This window comes from Methylomicrobium lacus LW14 (assembly GCF_000527095.1).
Taxonomy (GTDB): domain Bacteria; phylum Pseudomonadota; class Gammaproteobacteria; order Methylococcales; family Methylomonadaceae; genus Methylomicrobium; species Methylomicrobium lacus.
Window position 1 is genome coordinate 1,724,504 of record NZ_AZUN01000001.1, and the last position, 18,752, is coordinate 1,743,255.

Here is an 18,752-nt window from a genome sequence, read left to right on the forward strand (position 1 = left end):
AAAAACTTTAGTCATTTGGACTGCATTATCCCTAAATCCCTGCCGGTAAACAAACGAAAGATGAGCCCCCCCTTAAATTAATCGCGGCAAAGCGCGAAAGAACGCCCACTCGTCAAAACGATTTTGTTACCCGCGGCCTCGCGTTAATTTTTAATGCCGACTCCTTTGTGCAGCAAATAAAGACTGAACAAAATCAGCAACGCGATAAATCCGCAGGTCATCTCAAAAGCCAGGATGATGTCGATATCGGTCACGCCGATCATGCCGTAACGAAAGGCATTGACCATATATAGAATCGGATTGCCCATCGCGATCGTCTGCCAGATTCCGGCCAGCATATCGACCGAGAAAAACACGCCGCCGAGATAGCTGAGCGGGGTCAGAATGAAGTTCGGAATGATCGAAATATCGTCGAAGCTTTCCGCGAATACCGCGTTGATGAATCCGGCCAACGAGAACAACGTCGCAGTCAGCACCGCGATCGCCAGACAGATCGTGACATTGTGTACGCTGATTTGCGCGAACAGCAGCGAAATCAGCGCGACCACGACGCCGACCGAAAGCCCGCGCACGATGCCGCCGGACACATAGCCGCCCAGAATCACCCAATTCGGCACCGGCGCGACCAAGAGCTCCTCGATGTGGTGCTGAAATTTGGTCGAATAAAACGACGACACGACATTGGAATACGAATGACTGATCACCGACATCAGGATGATGCCGGGCACGATATAATCGATGTAGCTGGCGCCATTGACCGTGCCGATCCTGCCGCCGATCAGTTTGCCGAAAATCAGAAAATACAACGCGGTCGTAATCGCCGGCGGCAGCAAGGTCTGCGGCCAGATACGAAAAAAGCGGTGGATTTCCTTGACCGCGAGCGTGCGAAAGGCAATACCGTAATTCATCGTTTGTCTCCTGGCGTATTCGCATTGATCAAATCCAGAAACAACTGCTCGAGCCGATTCGATTTGTTCTTCAGGCTAATCACCTGGATCCCGAGCTCGCTGAGCCGGCTAAACAACTGATTCAGCCCGAACGCTTTCGGCACGCCGACATTCAGCAGCCGCTCGGACACCCGCTCGATCTGCACGCCGTCGATCACCGGCGCGGCATCGAGCGGCGCTTCCAGGTCGAGCAGGAAATGATCGATGTTCAGACGCGCCAAGAGACCGACCATATCCGAATGCTCGACGATGCGGCCCTGATCGATGATCGCGATGTTCCGGCACAGGCTTTCCGCTTCTTCGAGATAATGCGTGGTCAAGATGATCGTGGTGCCCTGTTCGTTGACCTCGCGCATCAGATTCCACATCGAGCGGCGAATCTCGATATCGACCCCGGCGGTCGGCTCATCGAGGATCAACAGCTTCGGATCGTGCACCATCGCGCGCGCGATCATCACCCGGCGCTTCATGCCGCCGGACAAACGCCGCGACACGGTGTCGCGCTTGTCCCAAAGCTCCATCTGCTTCAGGCATTTTTCGGTTCGGGCAAGCGCCAGCTTGCGCGGCACGCCATAATAGCCGGCTTGGTTCAGCAGAATATTTTTGACCGTTTCAAATTGATTGAAATTGACTTCCTGCGGCACCAGGCCGATACAATTTTTGGCCTGGTCGCGCTCCTTCTGCAAATCGTGCCCGAAGATGCTGACCGAACCGCTGCTCGCGTTGACCAACGAGCTGATGATGCCGATCGCGGTCGATTTGCCCGCCCCGTTCGGCCCCAAGAGCGCAAAAAAATCGCCCGCTTCGACATCCAGTTCGATGCCTTTCAAAGCCTCAAACCCGTTATTATAAATTTTGCGGAGATTACGTATCGATAATGCATTCATAAGCAAACTATTACTTAACGAAACCCTTCAAATCAGTTAAATTAGGCGCTGGTGGAATTTAAACACGATAAAAACAACAAGCAAAAACCGTGCAATTTTATCAGATTTGAAACCATTCTGTTGACTTAACCGGATAGCCCGTGCCAAAAACATTACCCGAAGTGGTTGCTGCCGTTGATCTCGGCTCGAACAGCTTTCACATGATCGTATGCAGCCTGAAGGACGGCAAACTGCAAATCCAGGACCGGATCCGCGAGATGGTCAGACTGGCCTCTGGCCTGGACAAAAACGATACCCTCGATAGTGAAACCCAGGCCCGGGCGCTGGCCTGCCTGGAAAAATTCGGCCAGCGGGTGCGCAATTTTCCGCCCGGCAGCGTGCGCGCGGTCGGCACGAACACCTTGCGCATCGCCACCAATGCGCAGGAATTTCTGAGCAAGGCCGAACAGGCCCTCAATCACCCGATCGACATCATCTCGGGCATCGAGGAAGCGCGCCTGATTTATTTGGGCGTCGCCTACAGCCTGGGCGGCAACGGCGGCACCCGCCTGGTAATGGACATCGGCGGCGGCAGCACCGAATACATCCTCGGCTCGGGCAATGCGCCCCATGAAAAGGAAAGCCTGCACATGGGCTGCGTGACGCTCAGCAACCTGTTTTTCAAAAACGGCAAGCTGTCCAAAAATGCGTTCGCGCAGGCGGTGCTATTCGCCGAGCAGCAACTGGAGCCGTTCCAGCAAACCTTCCGGCGCAATAAATGGGATAAGGCGATCGGCGCCTCGGGCACCTTGCGCGCAATCGATAAAGTGTTGAAGCTGAAAAACTGGAGCAAGAACGGCATCACGCTGGAAGGCCTCGAGCAACTGGCCGCGCATATCGGTCGTTGCAATCATGTTGACGACCTGAAACTGCCCGATCTTAACCCCGAGCGCCTGCCGGTGTTTCCGGGCGGCGTCGCGATCGTTTATGCGACCTTCAAAATCCTCGGCATCGACCAGATGATCGTCTCCGACGGCGCCTTGCGCGAAGGCCTGATCCAGGATCTGATGGGCCGTATATTCGATGACGACATTCGTGCCGCCACCGTGCACAACTGGGCGGAACGCTACCATACCGACAAGCCGCATGCCGCCCGCGTCAAACAGACGATCGCTTACATGCTGCCGCAGTTGAGCAATACGACGCCGATCGACAACGACACGATCACCCAATACCTCGACTGGGCCGCCGATTTGCACGAAATCGGCCGCGACATCGCGCACAGCGGCTATCACAAACACAGCGCCTATATCATCGAAAACGGCGATCTGGCCGGCTTTTCGCGGCAGGATCAAATCCTGTTGGCGACCCTCGTCAGAACGCACCGGCGCAAGTTTGTGCGCTCGCTGTTCGCCAACTTGCCGGCGCCCTGGACCGAGCTGGCGCCGTATCTGAGCATCATTTTGCGGATCGCAGTGCTGCTGCGCCGCAACCGGTTTGACGCAGACCTTCCGGAATTCAGGATTGCGATCGAAAAATCGAAGGTTCGCCTGACTTTCCCGCAAAACTGGTTGGACGAATCGCCGCTGACCCATGCCGATTTGCAGCAGGAAGCCGACTATCTCAAACAAGGCGGTTTCAAGCTGGATTTCTCCTGATGCCCCGATGAAATTGCTACTGCGTCTGTTTGCCTACAGCCTGTTAACGGTCGCGGCACTGTGCGTCGCGATCGTGTTATTCGGCGTCGGCAACAAACCCGAAGTGATCGGTCTCGGCTGGGAGCTGACCCACGACGACATCGCCCGCGCAAAGAAGATCCTGCACGAAGGCGCGCAAATCAAGCCGTATGAACTCGGCACGATCGAATTGACCGAGAGCGACCTGAATCTGGCCGGCAATTATCTGCTAAACCGCTACTGGAAAAGCGCGGTCTACATTCAGCTGAAAGACAATAAGCTGCGTTTCAATGTAACGGTGACCTTGCCGGACAATAGCCTCGGCAAATTCCTGAACATCAGTTTCCGGCTCGGCAACGACTCGATCTACGAACTGCCCGGCATCACCAAGTTTAAGGTCGGCAAACTGCTATTGCCGGCCAGATTCGCGGCCTGGGTCATCCAGCGCGTGATCCAGAATACCCAACTGCGGGAATATTATATTTTGGCGACCCAACCGATCAAAGCGGTCGCAATCGATCAGGAAAAAGTCACGATCACCTACTATTCGAGCGCCGAAACGCTCAGGCAGGCGCGCAATTTCCTCTCCGACAGCAGCGCCAACCCGGCACAGACCGTCTATCAACAAAAACTGGCGGAAATCGTCGCGAATCACGACCCCGAATGGCGGCTGTCGCTTGCCGAATTATTACAGCCGATGTTTCAACTGGCGTTAAATCGCTCGACGCCGGACAACGCGATCGAAGAGAATCGCCTGGTCATTTTTACCGTCAACGATTATGTGAACAAGCAGGAAATCCCCAAACTACTCGCCGTTTCCGGCGCCACATCGACCGGCAAACCCCAATATTCCCCCTTTATGTATAAGCGCATCGATTTGGCGCAACATTTCATCGGCGCCGCCGCATTGACCGCCTCGGTGAACAGTAAGCTGGCCAAAGTGATGGGCGAACAAAAGGAATTGAGCGATGCGGACGGGGGCAGCGGTTTTAGCTTCATCGATCTGGCCGCCGACAAGGCCGGCACCCGCTTCGGTGAAATCGCGACTTCGACGCCGGAAAATGCACGGCGGATTCAAAAAGCGATGTCCGGCATCCGCAGCTACAGCGAATTCATGCCGGATCCGAGAGACCTGCCGGAAAAAATGGATGCCGCCGAGTTCAAGGCGCGTTTCGGGACGATCAACAGTCCGGAATATCAAAAGATATCGAAAGAAATTGACGCCCGCATCGCGGCGCTGTCGATTTATCAGATTCAAAGCGAAAAGTAAAAAATTCACCTCGACGGAAAAACAACGTTCAGGTTGTGCTGCTAAAATGACTTCGCGTGTTGAAACGTAGAGGACGGGGGGTATACCCCCCGTCCTGCCCCAATAAGGACGCTTATTAATTGAACGTTTTGCCTGGCGTGCCTGGCAGATGCGGCATCGTTTGTTTCGGGAACTCGCCGGTCAGCGCATTCAGGAAAGCAACGATATCATCCACGTCGCCCTTCGCCAAATCCTTGTCCAATTGCAGTTTAGCCATCACCTTGACCGCTTGGTCCAGCGATTTGACCGAACCGTTGTGGAAATAAGGCGCGGTCAACGCGACGTTACGCAATGTCGGCACTTTGAACAAATGTTCGTCGGCCGGATTCTTCGAGACTTCGGCGACGCCCTTGTCTTTCATGAAATGATATTGCGCTTCGAAATAACCGTTTTCATGCACAGGGAACTTCTGGAACGCACCGCCGCCGTTGAATGCCGGTCCGCTATGGCAACTGGTGCAACCGAGTTCCACCGCCTTGTTCATGCCGCGAATCTGCTGTTCGGTCAGCGCCGAGGTATCGCCGCCGGCATATTTGTCGTAAGCGCTGTTCGGGGTAATCAACGTTCTTTCATAAGCGGCGATCGCCTTGGTCGCGGTATCCTTGGAAATCTCGCCGCCCGGGAATGCGGTGGCAAAAGCCTCTTGGTAACCTTCGATCGTCTTCAAGCGGGCCACCACATCATCCCAGCTCTTCATGCCCATCTCGATCGGATTGGTCACGGGTCCTGCCGCTTGATCTTCGAGGCTGGCCGCACGTCCGTCCCAGAACTGCACCTTGTTGAAGGCCGCATTCCAGACCGTCGGCGCGCTGCGGCCTCCGGTTTGACCGTTCACGCCCATAGAATTCGGCCGGTTGTCTTCGCCGCCCAGCATCGTATTGTGGCAGGAAGCGCAAGCCACGGTGCCGGTGGATGACAAACGCGGGTCGTGATAGAGCTGTTTACCCAGTTCGACCTTGGTTTCGGTGGTCGGATTGTCGGCCGGAGCAGGCGCCTCGGTCGGCAATGCTTCGAGCGCCCAAGCCACTGAAACAGAACTCGCTAAAGCCAGCGCCGTCGCCAGCGCACGTAATTTAAACATGATGATCCTCCTAGTTGTTTTTAGTTATTTGGTATAGCAAGACTTCATTGCTGATGATCTTGAAAAAACAGAGAGATAAAGCCGAGACGCGAGGCATCGGCGCCTTTCCTTGAACGAAGTCAGCCAGCGCGCTAAATATAACCCTATCGCCACTTGTAAGCAACGCTTCGTTGACGCGGCCGGCATTCATTTCCGTGTAAAACCGCACTCGGCTCCATTCAGCCGCTATTTTGGCCTCAGCAAAGCTGGCAAGCCCGATCATGTTGCGTAAACGACCGCCGAGCCACTTGCGCATGAGTTATGACGGTAGTATTCTTCCGGTTTTTCGGAATGGAGATGTCTTGATGAATCCGCTTGTAGAAAACCCGCCTGAATCCAGACAAACCCTCAAACGCCTGCTCGACGCATTGCGGCTTCCGGTCATCATCGCCGAACGATCGCTGACTAGCGTCCTTGCCCTGATTCTGACCAACTTCACATCCGCGCTATGGCTGACCTTCTTCAGCGCGCAGACTTTTTCGCTATCTTATGCATTGCTTGGTTTCATTTTTTTACTCACCGCCCTGCCCGCGCTGTGCTTTACCAAGCTCTTCCTGAGCTTGCGGGAAATCATCGCCCTACCTAAAAAGATCATTGATTTTTTACAAACCTCCGAAAACAAGTTTTCTGAATACCAGCAATTCCAGGAAAAACTCCGGGGGCAAATTCAGGATAAAAATCTTCAGCTAAATGACTTGAATACGGCCCGTAAGGGCGTGACCGATCTGTTCGCGCTGGGTAAACGCTTACGCGACGGGTTTGCGTTAAGCGGCAAACTCAAAGACGTGAAATCGCTGTTGAATGAATCCGTGGAGCTGAGAAATACGGCGTTGAATGCAATGCTGTTGGCCAATCCGCTCTTCATCGCGATCACGACCCTTTCTCTGCTAAGCAGTTGCCTATGGGCATTGGCGGTCCTGATCACCCTGCCGGTTTACTGGCTGTAATCGAGCTATATTGCCTAAAGCGGTGATTGGATAGGAGCCCAGAAAGCAAAAAAAATGCCGGGGCAACAACGATTGGCCCGGCATTCCTTTCTTCTAGATCAGAAGCTAGCGTGCTTATTTAGGTGCTGCTTCTGGCGCTGGCTCAGCGACTGGAGCTGCCGCACCCGGAGCACCCGGAGCACCCGGAGCACCCGGAGCACCCGCCTCGCCCTGAGCGCCCTGAGCGCCCGCCGCACCCGGAGCACCCGCCGCACCCGGAGCGCCCGCTTCGCCCTGAGCACCCGCCGCTGCAGGCTGAGATGCGCCTTCAGCTGCTTTTTCTTCAGTCTTTTGGCAACCCGCCAACAACGCCAGACTCACAATACCTGCTGCAATGATTTTCAAATTTTTCATACTTGATATCCTAGAAGTTATTTTTTTATGAATCGCTACCCCTTTCCAGGGTCATAGCAGGCGATAACATACCAAATCCATAAAGGCATTACTAGAACCTTTCGAGATAAAGTGCGTCTGTCGCAACCACAAGCGAAGCAAAACCGAGCTCAAACAATGACAAAGAAAAAACGGCTGATTTACAGCTCAGACGGGCGAAAAAACATCCATGCCCGCGCTTGCCAATGCCCCGTATCTTACAGCTTCGCCAACACCTCGGCCACGGTCGCACCCATCGCCGCCGGCGTCGGGCAGATCGTGACGCCGAGTTCCCTCAACATCGCGACTTTTTCGGCCGCGCCTTCGCCGGCCGAGGAAATGATCGCGCCGGCATGACCCATGCGGCGACCTTCCGGCGCGGTCAGGCCCGCGATATAGGCGATGACCGGCTTGGTCATGTGTTCTTTCGCGAACAGGCCGGCTTCGACTTCTTGCGGGCCGCCGATTTCGCCGATCATCAGCACGACCTTGGTCTCGGGATCTTGCTCGAATTGTTCGAGAATATCGCGGTGCGATGAGCCGTTGATCGGGTCGCCGCCGATGCCGACCGAGGTCGAGACGCCGATGCCGAGGCGTTTCATCTGGTCGGCCGCTTCATAACCCAAGGTACCGGAACGGCCGACGATGCCGACGTTGCCCTGCATGTAGATATGGCCAGGCATGATGCCGAGCATCGAGCGGCCGGGGCTGATCGTGCCGGCGCAGTTCGGGCCGGTCAGGATCATGCGTTCTTCTTTCGGAAAACGGCGCAGAAAATTTTTGACCTGCATCATGTCCTGGGTCGGGATGCCGTCGGTGATCGAAACGCAATATTTAATGCCCGCGTCGGCCGCTTCCATGATCGAATCGGCCGCGAAAGCCGGCGGCACGAACACGATGCTGGCTTCCGCGCCGGCTTTTTGCACCGCTTCCTTGACCGTATTGAACACCGGCCGGCCCAGATGGGTTTGGCCGCCCTTGCCCGGCGTCACGCCGCCGACGACATTGGAGCCGTATTTAATCATGTCTTCGGCATGAAACGAGCCGATCTTGCCGGTGAAGCCCTGAACGATGATGCGTGTGTTTTCGTTGATAAAAATTGCCATCTTGATTCCTTATGCTTGCGCGGCTTTCGCGACCGCCTGATTACGCGCCTGCACTGCTTTCTCTGCCGCCTCGGCCAACGTGTCGGCGGTAATGATCGGCAGGCCGCTTTCTCTGATGATGCGTTGACCTTCCTCGACATGGGTGCCGGACAGGCGCACGATCAACGGCACCTGCATGTCGATTTTCTTGACCGCATGCACGACGCCCTCGGCGATCCAGTCGCAGCGGTTGATGCCGGCAAAGATATTGACCAGCATCGCTTTCACGTTCTTGTCGGCCAACACCAGGCGGAAGGCTTTTTCGGTACGCTCCGCGGAGGCGCCGCCGCCGACGTCGAGAAAGTTCGCAGGTTCGCCGCCGGCCAGCTTGATCATGTCCATCGTCGCCATCGCGAGGCCCGCGCCGTTGATCATGCAACCGATATCGCCGTCGAGGCCGACATAGCTCAAGCCGCGATCGGCCGCCGCCATTTCGCGCGGATCTTCCTGGGTTTTGTCGCGCAGTTCGGCAATTTTCAGCTGCCGGAACAGGGCGTTGTCATCGAAGCCCATCTTCGCGTCCAATGCAATCAGCTCGTTGCTGCGGGTAATCACCAGCGGATTGATTTCGAGCATGCTGCAATCGTTCTCGCGCAGCGCCTTGTAGCAGCCCTTGATGGTCTTGACCGCGTGACTGATGATTTCGGCATCCAGGCCCAACGCGAAGGCCATTTCGCGCGCCTGATAGTCGAGCAGGCCGACCGCCGGTTCGATGTAAATCTTGGTGATCGCCTCGGGCCGGGTCTTCGCCAGCTCCTCGATGTCCATGCCGCCCTCGGCCGAACCGATCATCACGATTCGCTCGGCGCTGCGATCGACCAGCAGGCAGAAATACAGTTCCTTCGCGATGTCAGTGCCCGCCTCGATATACAGGCGGTTGCAGACCTTGCCGGCAGGGCCGGTCTGATGCGTACGCAGACGTTTGCCGAGCAGGCTGTCCGCGGCCGCCTCGACTTCGTCATGGCTCTTGCAGATCTTGATACCGCCGGCCTTGCCGCGCGCGCCTGAATGAATCTGCGCCTTGACCACCCACAGATGACCGCCGATTTCGCGGGCGCGCTGTACCGCGTCTTCCGGGCTGTACGCCAGGCCGCCCTCGGCGATCTTTACGCCGTAGCCCTGTAAAATTTCTTTCGCCTGATACTCATGAATATCCACGACTGTTGCCTCTTCAGTTCTTGTTCGCTGTTGTTATTTGGTTTTCGCGGCAATCGCTTCGGCCGCTCTTACGACATTGTTCGCCATTCTTTCGGAGGCCGCATCGATCAGGCGTCCGTCCAGCGAGGCCGCGCCTTTGCCTTGAGCGGCCGCTTCCTGCAAGGCCACCAGAATGCGTTTGGCCTTTTCGACTTCGGCGGCCGGCGGGGTAAAGACCTCATTGGCCAGTTCGATTTGCGACGGATGGATCGCCCACTTGCCTTCGCAGCCGAGCGCGGCGGCGCGCCGTGCGGCCTGTCTGAAACCTTCCGGGTCTTTCAGATCGCCGAACGGCCCGTCGATCGGACGCAGGCCGTAAGCACGGCAGGCCACGGTCATCCGGCTGATCGCCGCATGCCACTGGTCGCCCGGATAATCCGGATTCAGGCCGCCGATATTGACCGTGCGCGCGCGGTTGCTGGCCGCATAATCGGCGACGCCGAAATGCAGCGCTTCCAGGCGACCCAAGGCGCCTTGTCTGGCGATGTCTTCGACATTGGCCATGCCGAGCGCGGTTTCGATCAACGCTTCGATGCCGATCTTGTTTTTGAGCCCTTGCTGCATTTCCAGCTGGTTCAGCATCGCCTCGACCATGTACACATCGCCGTAAACGCCGACCTTCGGGATCAGGATCGTGTCGATCTTGGCGCCGGCCTGTTCGACCAGGTCGACCACGTCGCGCACCATGTACTGGGTATCCAGACCGTTGATCCGCACCGACAAGGTAATGCCGTGGCCTTTCCAGTCCAGATCGTTGATCGCTTCGATCACATTCTTGCGCGCCTGCAATTTGTCGTCGGGCGCGACCGCATCTTCCAGATCGAGAAAAATGAAGTCCACACCGCTTTTCAAAGCTTTTTCGAACATGCCGGGATTGGAACCGGGAACTGCCAGTTCGCAGCGTTGAACGCGCTGTACCGACGCCGTATATAAAGTGTGACTCATTTTAGCTACCTGCCTGTGCTTGCTTTAAACAAAATGATCCGGCCGAATGACTCATCGCATCCGGTGACTTCGGTCATCAACAAATAAATCCGCCATTTTACTTTCGGAGAATTCAATGTCAATGATTAACGCTATTGCTCAGGGACTCGAAGCCCAGGACAGCTGGACTCAGGCTGCGCATCGGCTATTGCTGATTGCGGCCCAGTATGTCATCATTGGCGGTTTTTGAGTTTTGACGCCCAGCGTCGATCTCTGTTTTTATCACCTTACCACCCTGACGAGGCAAATCCATGGCTGGTCGCAACCACCTTTATATTCCAGGCCCTACCAACGTTCCTCACGAAGTCTTGAGCGCGATGCACGCGCCGATGGAAGACCATCGCTCGCCCAAATTCCCGACCCTGTTCAAGCCGCTGCTCGAAGACATGAAAAAAATCTTCCGCACCGAAAATGGCCAATGCTTCATTTTCCCTGCCACCGGCACCGCCGGCTGGGAAATCGCACTGACCAACACGCTGAATCCGGGCGACAAAGTCCTGATTTACCGTTTCGGCCAATTCAGCCACCTGTGGGCTGAAATGGCGAAACGCTTAGGCTTTGATGTCGAGATCCATCAGGAAACCTGGGGCAAGGGCATTCCTCTGGACAAGCTGGAAGCGCGCCTGAAGGAAGACAAGAATCACGAAATCAAGGCGGTCTTGGCGACGCACAACGAAACCGCGACCGGCGTGACCAGCGACATCGGCGGCGTCCGCAAAGCCCTGGATGCGGCAAGCCATCCTGCGTTTTTGTTCGTTGACGGCGTCAGCTCGATCGCCAGCCTGAATTTCCGGATGGACGACTGGGGCGTCGACGGCGCGATCAGCGGCTCGCAAAAAGGCTTCATGCTGCCGGCCGGCGGCGCCTTCCTGTGCTTCAGCGAAAAAGCATTGAAAGCGACCGAAACCAGCAAATACCCGCGCTGCTTCCTGGATCTGCGCGACCAGATGAACCAGAATAAGGACGGCTACACGCCTTATACCCCGGCGCTGCCGATTCTGTACGGCTTGCGCAAGGCGCTGGACCTGTTGCTCGAAGAAGGCATGGACAATGTCTATGCGCGCCATCACCGCCTCGCCGAAGGTACCCGCAGAGCGATTGCGGCCTGGGGCCTGCAATTGTGCGCTCACCCCGGTTTCGAATCCGATACCGTCTCGGCGGTCGTCGTGCCCGAAGGCAAGGATGCCCGCGACGTGATCGGCACCGCGTTCAAAAAATACAATATCTCGCTCGGCGCGGGCCTGTCCGAATTGTCCGGCAAGGTATTCCGCATCGGCCATGTCGGCGACATGAACGACGTCTCGATGCTCGGCGCGTTCGCCGGCGTCGAAATGGCGATGCTCGACAGCGGCTTCGACATCAAGCCGGGCAGCGGCGTCGGCGCGGCGGTCGAATATTACCGTTCGACTGCGAAGTAATAAAGCGGCAAGGCCGGGTTGCATGCAACCCGGCCTCCGCTGCTTGACCTTCATTTCGAGAGGATGCCATGAGCAAACCCAAAGTCGTCGTGACCCGCAGATGGCCGGCGGAAGTCGAAGCCAAACTCAAGGAACTGTACGACGTCACGCTGAACGAGACCGACGTACCGATGACGGCCAACGCCTTGAAATTGGCCCTGCAAACCGCCGATGCCCTGCTGCCGACCGTCACCGATCCGATCACGGCCGACATTCTGCGCGTGCCGGACAAGCGCGCCAGGATCATCGGCAATTTCGGCGTCGGCTATAACAATATCGACATTGCGAGCGCGAAGGAAGAAGGCCTGGTCGTGACCAATACGCCCGGCGTGTTGACCGACTGCACGGCCGATATTGCAATGCTGTTGCTGCTGATGTCGGCCCGCCGCGCCTCCGAAGGTGAACGCCTGGTGCGCAGCGGCCAATGGACCGGCTGGTGCCCGACCCAACTGCTCGGCCAAAAAGTGACCGGCAAGACGCTCGGCCTGATCGGCTTCGGCCGGATCGCGCAGGCGACGGCCAGGAAAGCGCATCACGGCTTCGGCATGAAAATCCTGTTCTATACGCCGCGCAATGCCCCGGCGCAGGACAGCATCGACGACGTTCAGGCAACCCGTTGCGCGACGATCGAGGAACTGTTGAGCCAGGCCGATTTTGTCTCCATGCATTGCCCAGGCAGCGCCGAAAATCGGCACCTGATCAACGAGCAGCGCTTAAAGCAGATGCGCTCGTCCGCGCACTTGATCAACACCGCGCGCGGCGATGTGGTCGACAATCAGGCCTTGTACAAGGCACTGAAGGAAGGCTGGATCGGCGGCGCGGGACTCGATGTTTACGAAGGCGAGCCAAATGTTTATCCGGGCTTTCTGGAACTCGACAATATCTCGCTACTGCCTCATCTTGGCAGCGCCAGCGAGGAAACCCGCGTCGCGATGGGCAACCGAGTGCTGGACAATATTGCGGCGTTTTTTGCAGAGCAGGAGCCGCGCGATAGGGTGGTGTAGTCAAAAAACCAAGCTTAGGCGGATATACAAAAACATGAAGTGAGTCGCTTGCAATGGATAAGCGACTCACTTCATTCTCATGGTATTACTTTTGCATATCCCAAATAATCGTATCTGAACTAAAGTCCTGTTCATGAGGCCACATAATTCCATGATGCGCTGGACGCACTAGACGAAAATAAGACGCGTCCATTAGTTCTCTGAAAGCACTGCCTTGCAAATAGGGCTTAACATCAAAAACACCTGAAATTCCGCTACTGGTGAGTATCTCGATTTTATAATCATCAAGAGGAACAGCTTTGACAATTTTATCCATGCGCTCCCCCGCCCCTAGCGCAATGGATCAATTTTAAAGATAGGCTCGCCTGCGACCGCCAGTTTCCAATCTACCAGCAAGTCTTCCCTATGTATTTCAATCCAAGCCTGAACTAATTTCAATTTAGCAGCAGGCAAGCCACCGCTCAAAACGATACCGTCATCAATGGCGATCGATGCTTCATGTTCCCCATATTCCGCATGAATGTGTGGACGGTTATGCTGCTTGTTGTCGTAGAAGTACATCAAAATTAAGATGCCATAAAACATCGAAATTGTTGGCACATTACCTCCTAAAAAACTTATTCGACGCGATTTTCTTCACCGCAGAGAGCGGGTAGACTGCACCATTTGAACATTAAATCAAGTCTCGTTAGCACTTAGTAAAAACCAGAATTATCTATAACTGGCATCAACTACAGCAAATGCCGAATCGCGTCCCGCTCTTCCTTCAGCTCGGCCTCGCTGATCCGCATCCTTTGCATGCTGAATTCATTGATGTCCAGCCCCTTCACGATAGTGACCTCGCCGTTGGTCACCGTCACCGGGAACGAATACATCAGATCCCGTTCGATTGCGTAACTCCCGTCGGACAGGACACCCATGCTGACCCAGTCGCCCTCCGGCGTATCCAGGGCCCAGCTCCGCATCTGATCGATCGCGGCATTAGCCGCGGAGGCGGCGCTCGACAAGCCGCGCGCCTGGATCACTGTCGCGCCGCGTTGCTGCACGGTCGGAATGAAATCATTGATAAACCAGTCGCGTTCGACCAGGGACAGCGCATCCTGCCCCTTGACTTTCGCATGATGCAGATCGGGATATTGGGTCGTCGAATGATTGCCCCAAATCGTCATGCTCTTCACGTCGGTAGCCAACACACCGCATTTATTGGCGAGCTGACTGATCGCCCGGTTATGATCGAGACGGGACATCGAGGAAAAATTCTCAGGCCCGAGGTCGCGCGCGTTTTTAAGCGCGATCAATGCATTCGTATTGGCCGGATTGCCAGTCACCAAAACCTTCACTTTGCGGCTGGCGACATCGTTCAGCGCCTTGCCCTGCACCGAAAATATCTCCGCATTCACCTCCAAGAGATCCTTGCGCTCCATGCCCGGCCCGCGCGGACGCGCGCCGACCAGAAACACATAATCGGCGTTTCTGAAGGCGATACGCGGGTCATCGGTCGTTTCGATGCGGTAAAGCAAAGGACTCGCGCAATCCTGCAACTCCATCACCACGCCGTTCAGCACATGCATCGCCTGCGGAATTTCGAGCAGATGCAGCATGATCGGCTGCTCAGGACCGAACAATGCGCCCGAAGCCAGGCGGAAAAGCAGAGAATAGCTGATTTGTCCGGCAGCACCAGAAACCGCGATATGAACGGGGGTTTTCATTTGTTATCCCTAATAATTAAAATGTGAGGGTCTTATTTGATAACGCTGCATGTGGAAAACATCATCGCTCGCGGTAAATAACAACTGCGGAGAAGCTAAGCATTCACGCCATTTTGATTGTATTCGAGCCCTGTCTGCCTGGTTAATGATAACGTCAAGCCTGCACGCCCGCAAGCCAATTGATCGCTAAATACGACCGATCGGCGCGCCTCAGCTCGGCCAACATCGAAAACGCATCTCGGGTATAATAAGCGCCCATTTAACCTTTGCATTCGGCCGTCCAGGGCCCATTTCGGACATCCATGAAAAAGTTGCTGTTCCAATTCGATACCGACCTGCATCCCTCAGTCTTCGACACCGTCGTGGCCTATGACGGGGGCGCCGATCACGTGACCGGTTTCGGCGGTCTGACGCCGGACAATATCGGCGGCCTGGTCGAAGGCGCGATCTTCACACGCCCGCCGAAAGACAAGAAGAACACCGCGATCTTCATCGGCGGCAGCGACATGATCGCAGGGCAAAACCTGCTGAAAGCGGTGCAGAGTAAATTTTTCCCCGGTTTTCAGGTCTCGGTAATGCTGGACAGCAACGGCGGCAATACGACCGCCGCCGCCGCGGTCTCTAAACTCGCGGCCAGCGGCAGCCTCGCCGGCAAGAAAGCGGTCGTCCTGGCCGGCACCGGCCCCGTCGGACAGCGGGCCGCGGTGATGCTGAGCCGCGAAGGCGCGATCGTGTCGATGACCGGGCGCAAAATGACGAAGGTCGTCGAGGCCTGCGAGGCGATGAAAGCGCGCTTCGGCGTCGACATCACCCCGATCGAAGCGGTCGACCATGATGCCCGCGGCCAGGCGATCGAAACCGCAAACATCGTGTTTGCGGCCGGCGCGGCCGGCATCGAACTGATCGGCGCCGAACACTGGCAAAACAATCCGCATATCGAACTGATCGCGGATGCGAACGCGACCCCGCCGATCGGCATCGGCAGCATCGACGTGTTCGACAAAGGCCAGGAACGCCACGGCAAGATCATCTGGGGCGCGCTCGGCTTCGGCCCGTTGAAACTCGAACTGCACCGCGCCTGCATCGGCAAACTGTTTACCGACAATAAACTGGTTTTCGACGCGGAAAACATTTTCGAATTAGCCAAACAAATGGCTTGATCGCCGCTTTCACCCCATTCAATCCGTGAAAAGCGAACCGACCTTCGCGATACGCGACAATGCCCTCGCCATTTACCAGGCGGGCGTGGCGGCGGCCGATCCGTATCTAGCGGTCAAGCACTGCCTGTCGGCCGATGCGGAGCATTTGGCGATTCGCCTGGATATTGACGATCCCGGCAAACAGCGCCTGGGCCAATGGCAGAAAATCCATCTGATCGCTTTCGGCAAGGCCGCCTCGGCGATGGCGAAAGCGGCCGAAGAGGCGATTCCCGAAGCGTTGCGGGCCGGCAGAGGCATCGCGGTGACCAACTATGAAAATGTCGCGGAACTAACTCATACCGATGTCTTCGGCGCGGGCCATCCGCTACCGGACGCCGCAGGACTCAACGCCGCCCAACGGATTGCCGAAAAAGTCGGCCGGGCAGAGGCCGGCGAACTGGTACTGGCGCTGGTCAGCGGCGGCGGTTCGGCCTTGATTCCCTGCCCTGTCGAATCCGTATCCTTGCCCGAAAAATGCACGGTCACGAGTTTACTTCTGGCCAGCGGCGCGGACATCAACGAGATCAACTGCGTGCGCAAGCACCTGTCGCAACTGAAAGGCGGCGGCCTCGCCAAGCTCGCGGCGCCGGCCGACCTGCATGCGCTGATCCTGTCCGATGTGCTCGGCGACGACCTGAGCGCAATCGCGAGCGGCCCGACCGTACCCGACCCGAGCACCTTCGCCGAGGCGATCGGTATTTTGCAAAACCGGCAGATTTGGGAACGGCTGCCCGATGCGGTCCGTGACTATTTACAAAACGGCGCAAAGGAGCAAGTTCCTGAAACTCCGAAGCCGAATGATCCTGTCTTTCAGCATACCGGCCACACCCTGATCGGCAGCAATGCGATCAGTCTGAATGCCGCAGCCAAACACGCGCGGCAGTTCGGTTACGAGACCCGAATCTACAGCGGGCATTTATGCGGCATCGCCCGGGAAGCCGCGGAACAATGGGTCAAAGCGATCGCCGAACTGCCGCCAATCGAAAAACCAATCGCCTTTCTGGCCGGCGGCGAAACGACGGTCAGACTGACCGGCAATGGTCTCGGCGGCCGCAATCAGGAAATGGCGCTCGCGTTCGCGCTGGCCGCCGAACGCAACAAACTCGATGCGAACTGGGTGTTTCTGAGCGCCGGCACCGACGGCCGCGACGGTCCGACCGATGCGGCCGGAGGACGGGTCGACCCAGGCTCCTTGGCGAGGATGCGTGCCGGAGGCGTCGATCCGGCAGCCCTGCTCGACAACAACGATTCGTATCACGCCCTTCAGGCATCCGGCGACTTGCTGGTCACCGGCGCGACCGGCACCAATGTCGCCGACTTGCAGATTCTGCTGCTTTACCCAAAAACGACGGCCGGTCGATAACGCTTTGCACCACCCCCGACAAGCCCTAAAATATCCCAAATTCTTTATGGAGATTTGCATGTTTAATAAATCGATGACTATCGAAGGTTTCGACCCTGAACTCTTCCAGGCGCTCGAAGACGAACGCCGGCGCCAGGAAGATCACATCGAACTGATCGCATCCGAAAACTATTCCAGCCCGCGCGTTCAGGAAGCGCAAGGCAGCGTGCTGACCAACAAATACGCGGAAGGCTACCCCGGAAAACGCTACTATGGCGGCTGCGAGCACGTCGATGTCGTCGAGCAATTGGCCATCGACCGCGCCAAGCAGCTGTTCGGCGCCGACTGGGCGAACGTACAGGCGCACTCCGGCTCGCAAGCGAATGCGGCAGCCTACATGGCGCTGATCCAGCCGGGCGACACGATCTTGGGTCTGGCGCTGTCCGACGGCGGTCATTTGACGCACGGGGCGAAGCCGAACTTCTCCGGCAAAATCTATAACGCCGTTCAATACCATCTGGATTCCGCCACCGGCCGGCTTGACTACGATAAGATCGAAGCCCTGGCGCGCGAACATCAACCGAAAGTGATCGTCGCCGGTTTCTCCGCCTATTCGCGGATCATGGACTGGGCGCGCTTTCGCGCGATCGCCGACGCGGTCGGCGCCTACCTGCTGGTCGACATGGCGCATGTCGCGGGTCTGGTCGCTGCTGGCGTTTATCCTAACCCGGTGCCGTTCGCCGACATCGTCACCACCACGACGCACAAAAGTCTGCGCGGCCCGCGCGGCGGCATCATCCTGGGCAAAGCCAACGCCGAGATCGAAAAGAAAATCAACTCGATGATTTTCCCCGGCATCCAGGGCGGCCCTTTGATGCACGTGATCGCGGCCAAGGCCGTCGCCTTCAAGGAAGCGCTGGAGCCGGAATTCAAGGTTTATCAGCAGCAGGTAATCAAGAATGCGCAGGCGATGGCTAAAGTCTTCATCGATCGCGGTTTCGACGTGGTCTCCGGCGGCACCGACAACCATTTGATGCTGGTCTCGCTGATTCCGAAAGGCATCACCGGCAAGGCCGCCGACGCCGCGCTCGGCAAGGCGCACATCACGGTCAACAAGAACGCGGTGCCTAACGACCCGGAATCGCCGTTCGTAACCAGCGGCATCCGCGTCGGCACGCCGGCCCCAACCACGCGCGGTTTCAAGGAAGAACAGGTGATCGAGGTCGCGCATTGGATGTGCGATGTGATGGAAAACATCGACGATGAAAACGTGATCGCGGCGGTGCGCGAGAAGGTCGCGGCCTTGTGCGCGCGTTTTCCGGTTTACGGCGCGTAACACAGCTTATAACCCTACATCCATTTTTAAAGTGGACAAACCACTTTACCGTTTGCCACCTTAAACATTCACTATGGTGGGCAGCTTAGCGCTGCCCACCCTA

Annotated in this window: 18 protein-coding genes; 8 read left to right on the forward strand and 10 right to left on the reverse strand. The window is 56.8% G+C overall.

Annotation, left to right across the window (positions count from 1 at the left end; translation table 11 throughout):
* Nucleotides 1–143: 143 nt before the first annotated feature.
* On the reverse strand, nt 144–908 hold the full coding sequence (locus tag METLA_RS0107720) for an ABC transporter permease (RefSeq protein ID WP_024297995.1): 765 nt from the start codon (nt 906–908) through the stop codon (nt 144–146).
* Nucleotides 905–1,834 carry an ABC transporter ATP-binding protein gene (locus tag METLA_RS0107725; protein ID WP_024297996.1) on the reverse strand — a complete coding sequence of 310 codons (930 nt, stop codon included), beginning with the start codon at nt 1,832–1,834 and terminating at the stop codon, nt 905–907. Before METLA_RS0107725 ends, METLA_RS0107720 begins: the two co-directional genes overlap by 4 nt.
* A 140-nt stretch (nt 1,835–1,974) precedes the next feature.
* On the opposite strand from METLA_RS0107725, the gene ppx reads away from it, so the two are divergent.
* On the forward strand, nt 1,975–3,471 hold the full coding sequence (ppx, locus tag METLA_RS0107730) for an exopolyphosphatase (RefSeq protein WP_024297997.1): 1,497 nt from the start codon (nt 1,975–1,977) through the stop codon (nt 3,469–3,471).
* 7 nt (nt 3,472–3,478) lie between these two features.
* The gene (locus METLA_RS0107735) at nt 3,479–4,759 is read left to right on the forward strand and encodes a YfiM family lipoprotein (RefSeq protein ID WP_024297998.1); all 1,281 of its coding nucleotides are present in this window, start codon (nt 3,479–3,481) and stop codon (nt 4,757–4,759) included.
* Between the two features lie 115 nt (nt 4,760–4,874).
* On the opposite strand, the gene METLA_RS0107740 is transcribed toward METLA_RS0107735, so the two are convergent.
* Nucleotides 4,875–5,879 carry a cytochrome-c peroxidase gene (locus tag METLA_RS0107740; RefSeq protein WP_024297999.1) on the reverse strand — a complete coding sequence of 335 codons (1,005 nt, stop codon included), beginning with the start codon at nt 5,877–5,879 and terminating at the stop codon, nt 4,875–4,877.
* Between the two features lie 10 nt (nt 5,880–5,889).
* Nucleotides 5,890–6,174 (reverse strand): hypothetical protein, encoded by a 285-nt coding sequence (locus METLA_RS0107745; protein ID WP_024298000.1) that lies wholly within the window; start codon nt 6,172–6,174, stop codon nt 5,890–5,892.
* Between the two features lie 49 nt (nt 6,175–6,223).
* On the opposite strand from METLA_RS0107745, the gene METLA_RS0107750 reads away from it, so the two are divergent.
* Nucleotides 6,224–6,865, forward strand: coding sequence for a hypothetical protein (locus METLA_RS0107750; RefSeq protein ID WP_024298001.1), 642 nt, complete (start codon nt 6,224–6,226; stop codon nt 6,863–6,865).
* A 629-nt stretch (nt 6,866–7,494) separates the two neighbouring features.
* Here the strand turns inward: METLA_RS0107750 and sucD are convergent.
* Genes sucD through METLA_RS0107770 form a run of 3 tightly spaced genes read right to left on the reverse strand, consistent with a single transcriptional unit; the run spans nt 7,495 to nt 10,563 of the window.
* Nucleotides 7,495–8,382, reverse strand: coding sequence for a succinate--CoA ligase subunit alpha (gene sucD, locus METLA_RS0107760; RefSeq protein WP_024298003.1), 888 nt, complete (start codon nt 8,380–8,382; stop codon nt 7,495–7,497).
* A gap of 9 nt (nt 8,383–8,391) precedes the next feature.
* Entirely contained in the window at nt 8,392–9,579 is a 1,188-nt protein-coding gene (locus tag METLA_RS0107765; RefSeq protein WP_024298004.1) for a malate--CoA ligase subunit beta, read from the reverse strand.
* Between the two features lie 33 nt (nt 9,580–9,612).
* Nucleotides 9,613–10,563, reverse strand: coding sequence for an HpcH/HpaI aldolase/citrate lyase family protein (locus METLA_RS0107770; RefSeq protein ID WP_024298005.1), 951 nt, complete (start codon nt 10,561–10,563; stop codon nt 9,613–9,615).
* A gap of 290 nt (nt 10,564–10,853) precedes the next feature.
* On the opposite strand from METLA_RS0107770, the gene METLA_RS0107785 reads away from it, so the two are divergent.
* Nucleotides 10,854–12,020 (forward strand): aminotransferase class V-fold PLP-dependent enzyme, encoded by a 1,167-nt coding sequence (locus tag METLA_RS0107785; protein ID WP_024298006.1) that lies wholly within the window; start codon nt 10,854–10,856, stop codon nt 12,018–12,020.
* A gap of 68 nt (nt 12,021–12,088) precedes the next feature.
* On the forward strand, nt 12,089–13,063 hold the full coding sequence (locus tag METLA_RS0107790; RefSeq protein ID WP_024298007.1) for a 2-hydroxyacid dehydrogenase: 975 nt from the start codon (nt 12,089–12,091) through the stop codon (nt 13,061–13,063).
* 85 nt (nt 13,064–13,148) lie between these two features.
* Here METLA_RS0107790 and METLA_RS0107795 read toward each other — a convergent pair whose 3' ends face one another.
* The 3 genes from METLA_RS0107795 to METLA_RS0107805 form a co-directional block, all read right to left on the reverse strand.
* The gene (locus METLA_RS0107795) at nt 13,149–13,379 is read right to left on the reverse strand and encodes a DUF2442 domain-containing protein (protein ID WP_024298008.1); all 231 of its coding nucleotides are present in this window, start codon (nt 13,377–13,379) and stop codon (nt 13,149–13,151) included.
* 14 nt (nt 13,380–13,393) lie between these two features.
* A complete protein-coding gene (gene dhiT / locus METLA_RS0107800; protein ID WP_024298009.1) occupies nt 13,394–13,663 on the reverse strand; it encodes a type II toxin-antitoxin system toxin DhiT in 270 nt (89 codons plus the stop codon).
* Nucleotides 13,664–13,794: 131 nt separating this feature from the next.
* Nucleotides 13,795–14,772, reverse strand: a complete 978-nt coding sequence (locus tag METLA_RS0107805; protein ID WP_024298010.1) for a malate dehydrogenase — start codon at nt 14,770–14,772, stop codon at nt 13,795–13,797.
* A 302-nt stretch (nt 14,773–15,074) separates the two neighbouring features.
* On the opposite strand from METLA_RS0107805, the gene METLA_RS0107815 reads away from it, so the two are divergent.
* Genes METLA_RS0107815 through glyA form a run of 3 tightly spaced genes read left to right on the forward strand, consistent with a single transcriptional unit; the run spans nt 15,075 to nt 18,649 of the window.
* Entirely contained in the window at nt 15,075–15,932 is an 858-nt protein-coding gene (locus METLA_RS0107815) for an NADP-dependent methylenetetrahydromethanopterin/methylenetetrahydrofolate dehydrogenase (protein WP_024298011.1), read from the forward strand.
* Between the two features lie 25 nt (nt 15,933–15,957).
* Complete coding sequence (locus METLA_RS0107820; RefSeq protein WP_036281580.1) at nt 15,958–17,334, forward strand: glycerate kinase type-2 family protein; 1,377 nt, start codon at nt 15,958–15,960, stop codon at nt 17,332–17,334.
* A gap of 58 nt (nt 17,335–17,392) precedes the next feature.
* Nucleotides 17,393–18,649 (forward strand): serine hydroxymethyltransferase, encoded by a 1,257-nt coding sequence (gene glyA, locus METLA_RS0107825; RefSeq protein ID WP_024298013.1) that lies wholly within the window; start codon nt 17,393–17,395, stop codon nt 18,647–18,649.
* The last annotated feature ends 103 nt before the right edge of the window (nt 18,650–18,752 follow it).

Bases quoted from the DNA above. Each gene is read 5' to 3' on its own strand.
- METLA_RS0107720 (WP_024297995.1), bottom strand. From the start codon at position 908: ATGAATTACGGTATTGCCTTTCGCACGCTCGCGGTCAAGGAAATCCAC.
- METLA_RS0107725 (WP_024297996.1), bottom strand. From the start codon at position 1,834: ATGAATGCATTATCGATACGTAATCTCCGCAAAATTTATAATAACGGG.
- METLA_RS0107735 (WP_024297998.1), top strand. From the start codon at position 3,479: ATGAAATTGCTACTGCGTCTGTTTGCCTACAGCCTGTTAACGGTCGCG.
- METLA_RS0107740 (WP_024297999.1), bottom strand. From the start codon at position 5,879: ATGTTTAAATTACGTGCGCTGGCGACGGCGCTGGCTTTAGCGAGTTCT.
- METLA_RS0107745 (WP_024298000.1), bottom strand. From the start codon at position 6,174: ATGCGCAAGTGGCTCGGCGGTCGTTTACGCAACATGATCGGGCTTGCC.
- METLA_RS0107750 (WP_024298001.1), top strand. From the start codon at position 6,224: ATGAATCCGCTTGTAGAAAACCCGCCTGAATCCAGACAAACCCTCAAA.
- sucD (WP_024298003.1), bottom strand. From the start codon at position 8,382: ATGGCAATTTTTATCAACGAAAACACACGCATCATCGTTCAGGGCTTC.
- METLA_RS0107770 (WP_024298005.1), bottom strand. From the start codon at position 10,563: ATGAGTCACACTTTATATACGGCGTCGGTACAGCGCGTTCAACGCTGC.
- METLA_RS0107785 (WP_024298006.1), top strand. From the start codon at position 10,854: ATGGCTGGTCGCAACCACCTTTATATTCCAGGCCCTACCAACGTTCCT.
- METLA_RS0107790 (WP_024298007.1), top strand. From the start codon at position 12,089: ATGAGCAAACCCAAAGTCGTCGTGACCCGCAGATGGCCGGCGGAAGTC.
- METLA_RS0107795 (WP_024298008.1), bottom strand. From the start codon at position 13,379: ATGGATAAAATTGTCAAAGCTGTTCCTCTTGATGATTATAAAATCGAG.
- METLA_RS0107805 (WP_024298010.1), bottom strand. From the start codon at position 14,772: ATGAAAACCCCCGTTCATATCGCGGTTTCTGGTGCTGCCGGACAAATC.
- METLA_RS0107815 (WP_024298011.1), top strand. From the start codon at position 15,075: ATGAAAAAGTTGCTGTTCCAATTCGATACCGACCTGCATCCCTCAGTC.
- glyA (WP_024298013.1), top strand. From the start codon at position 17,393: ATGTTTAATAAATCGATGACTATCGAAGGTTTCGACCCTGAACTCTTC.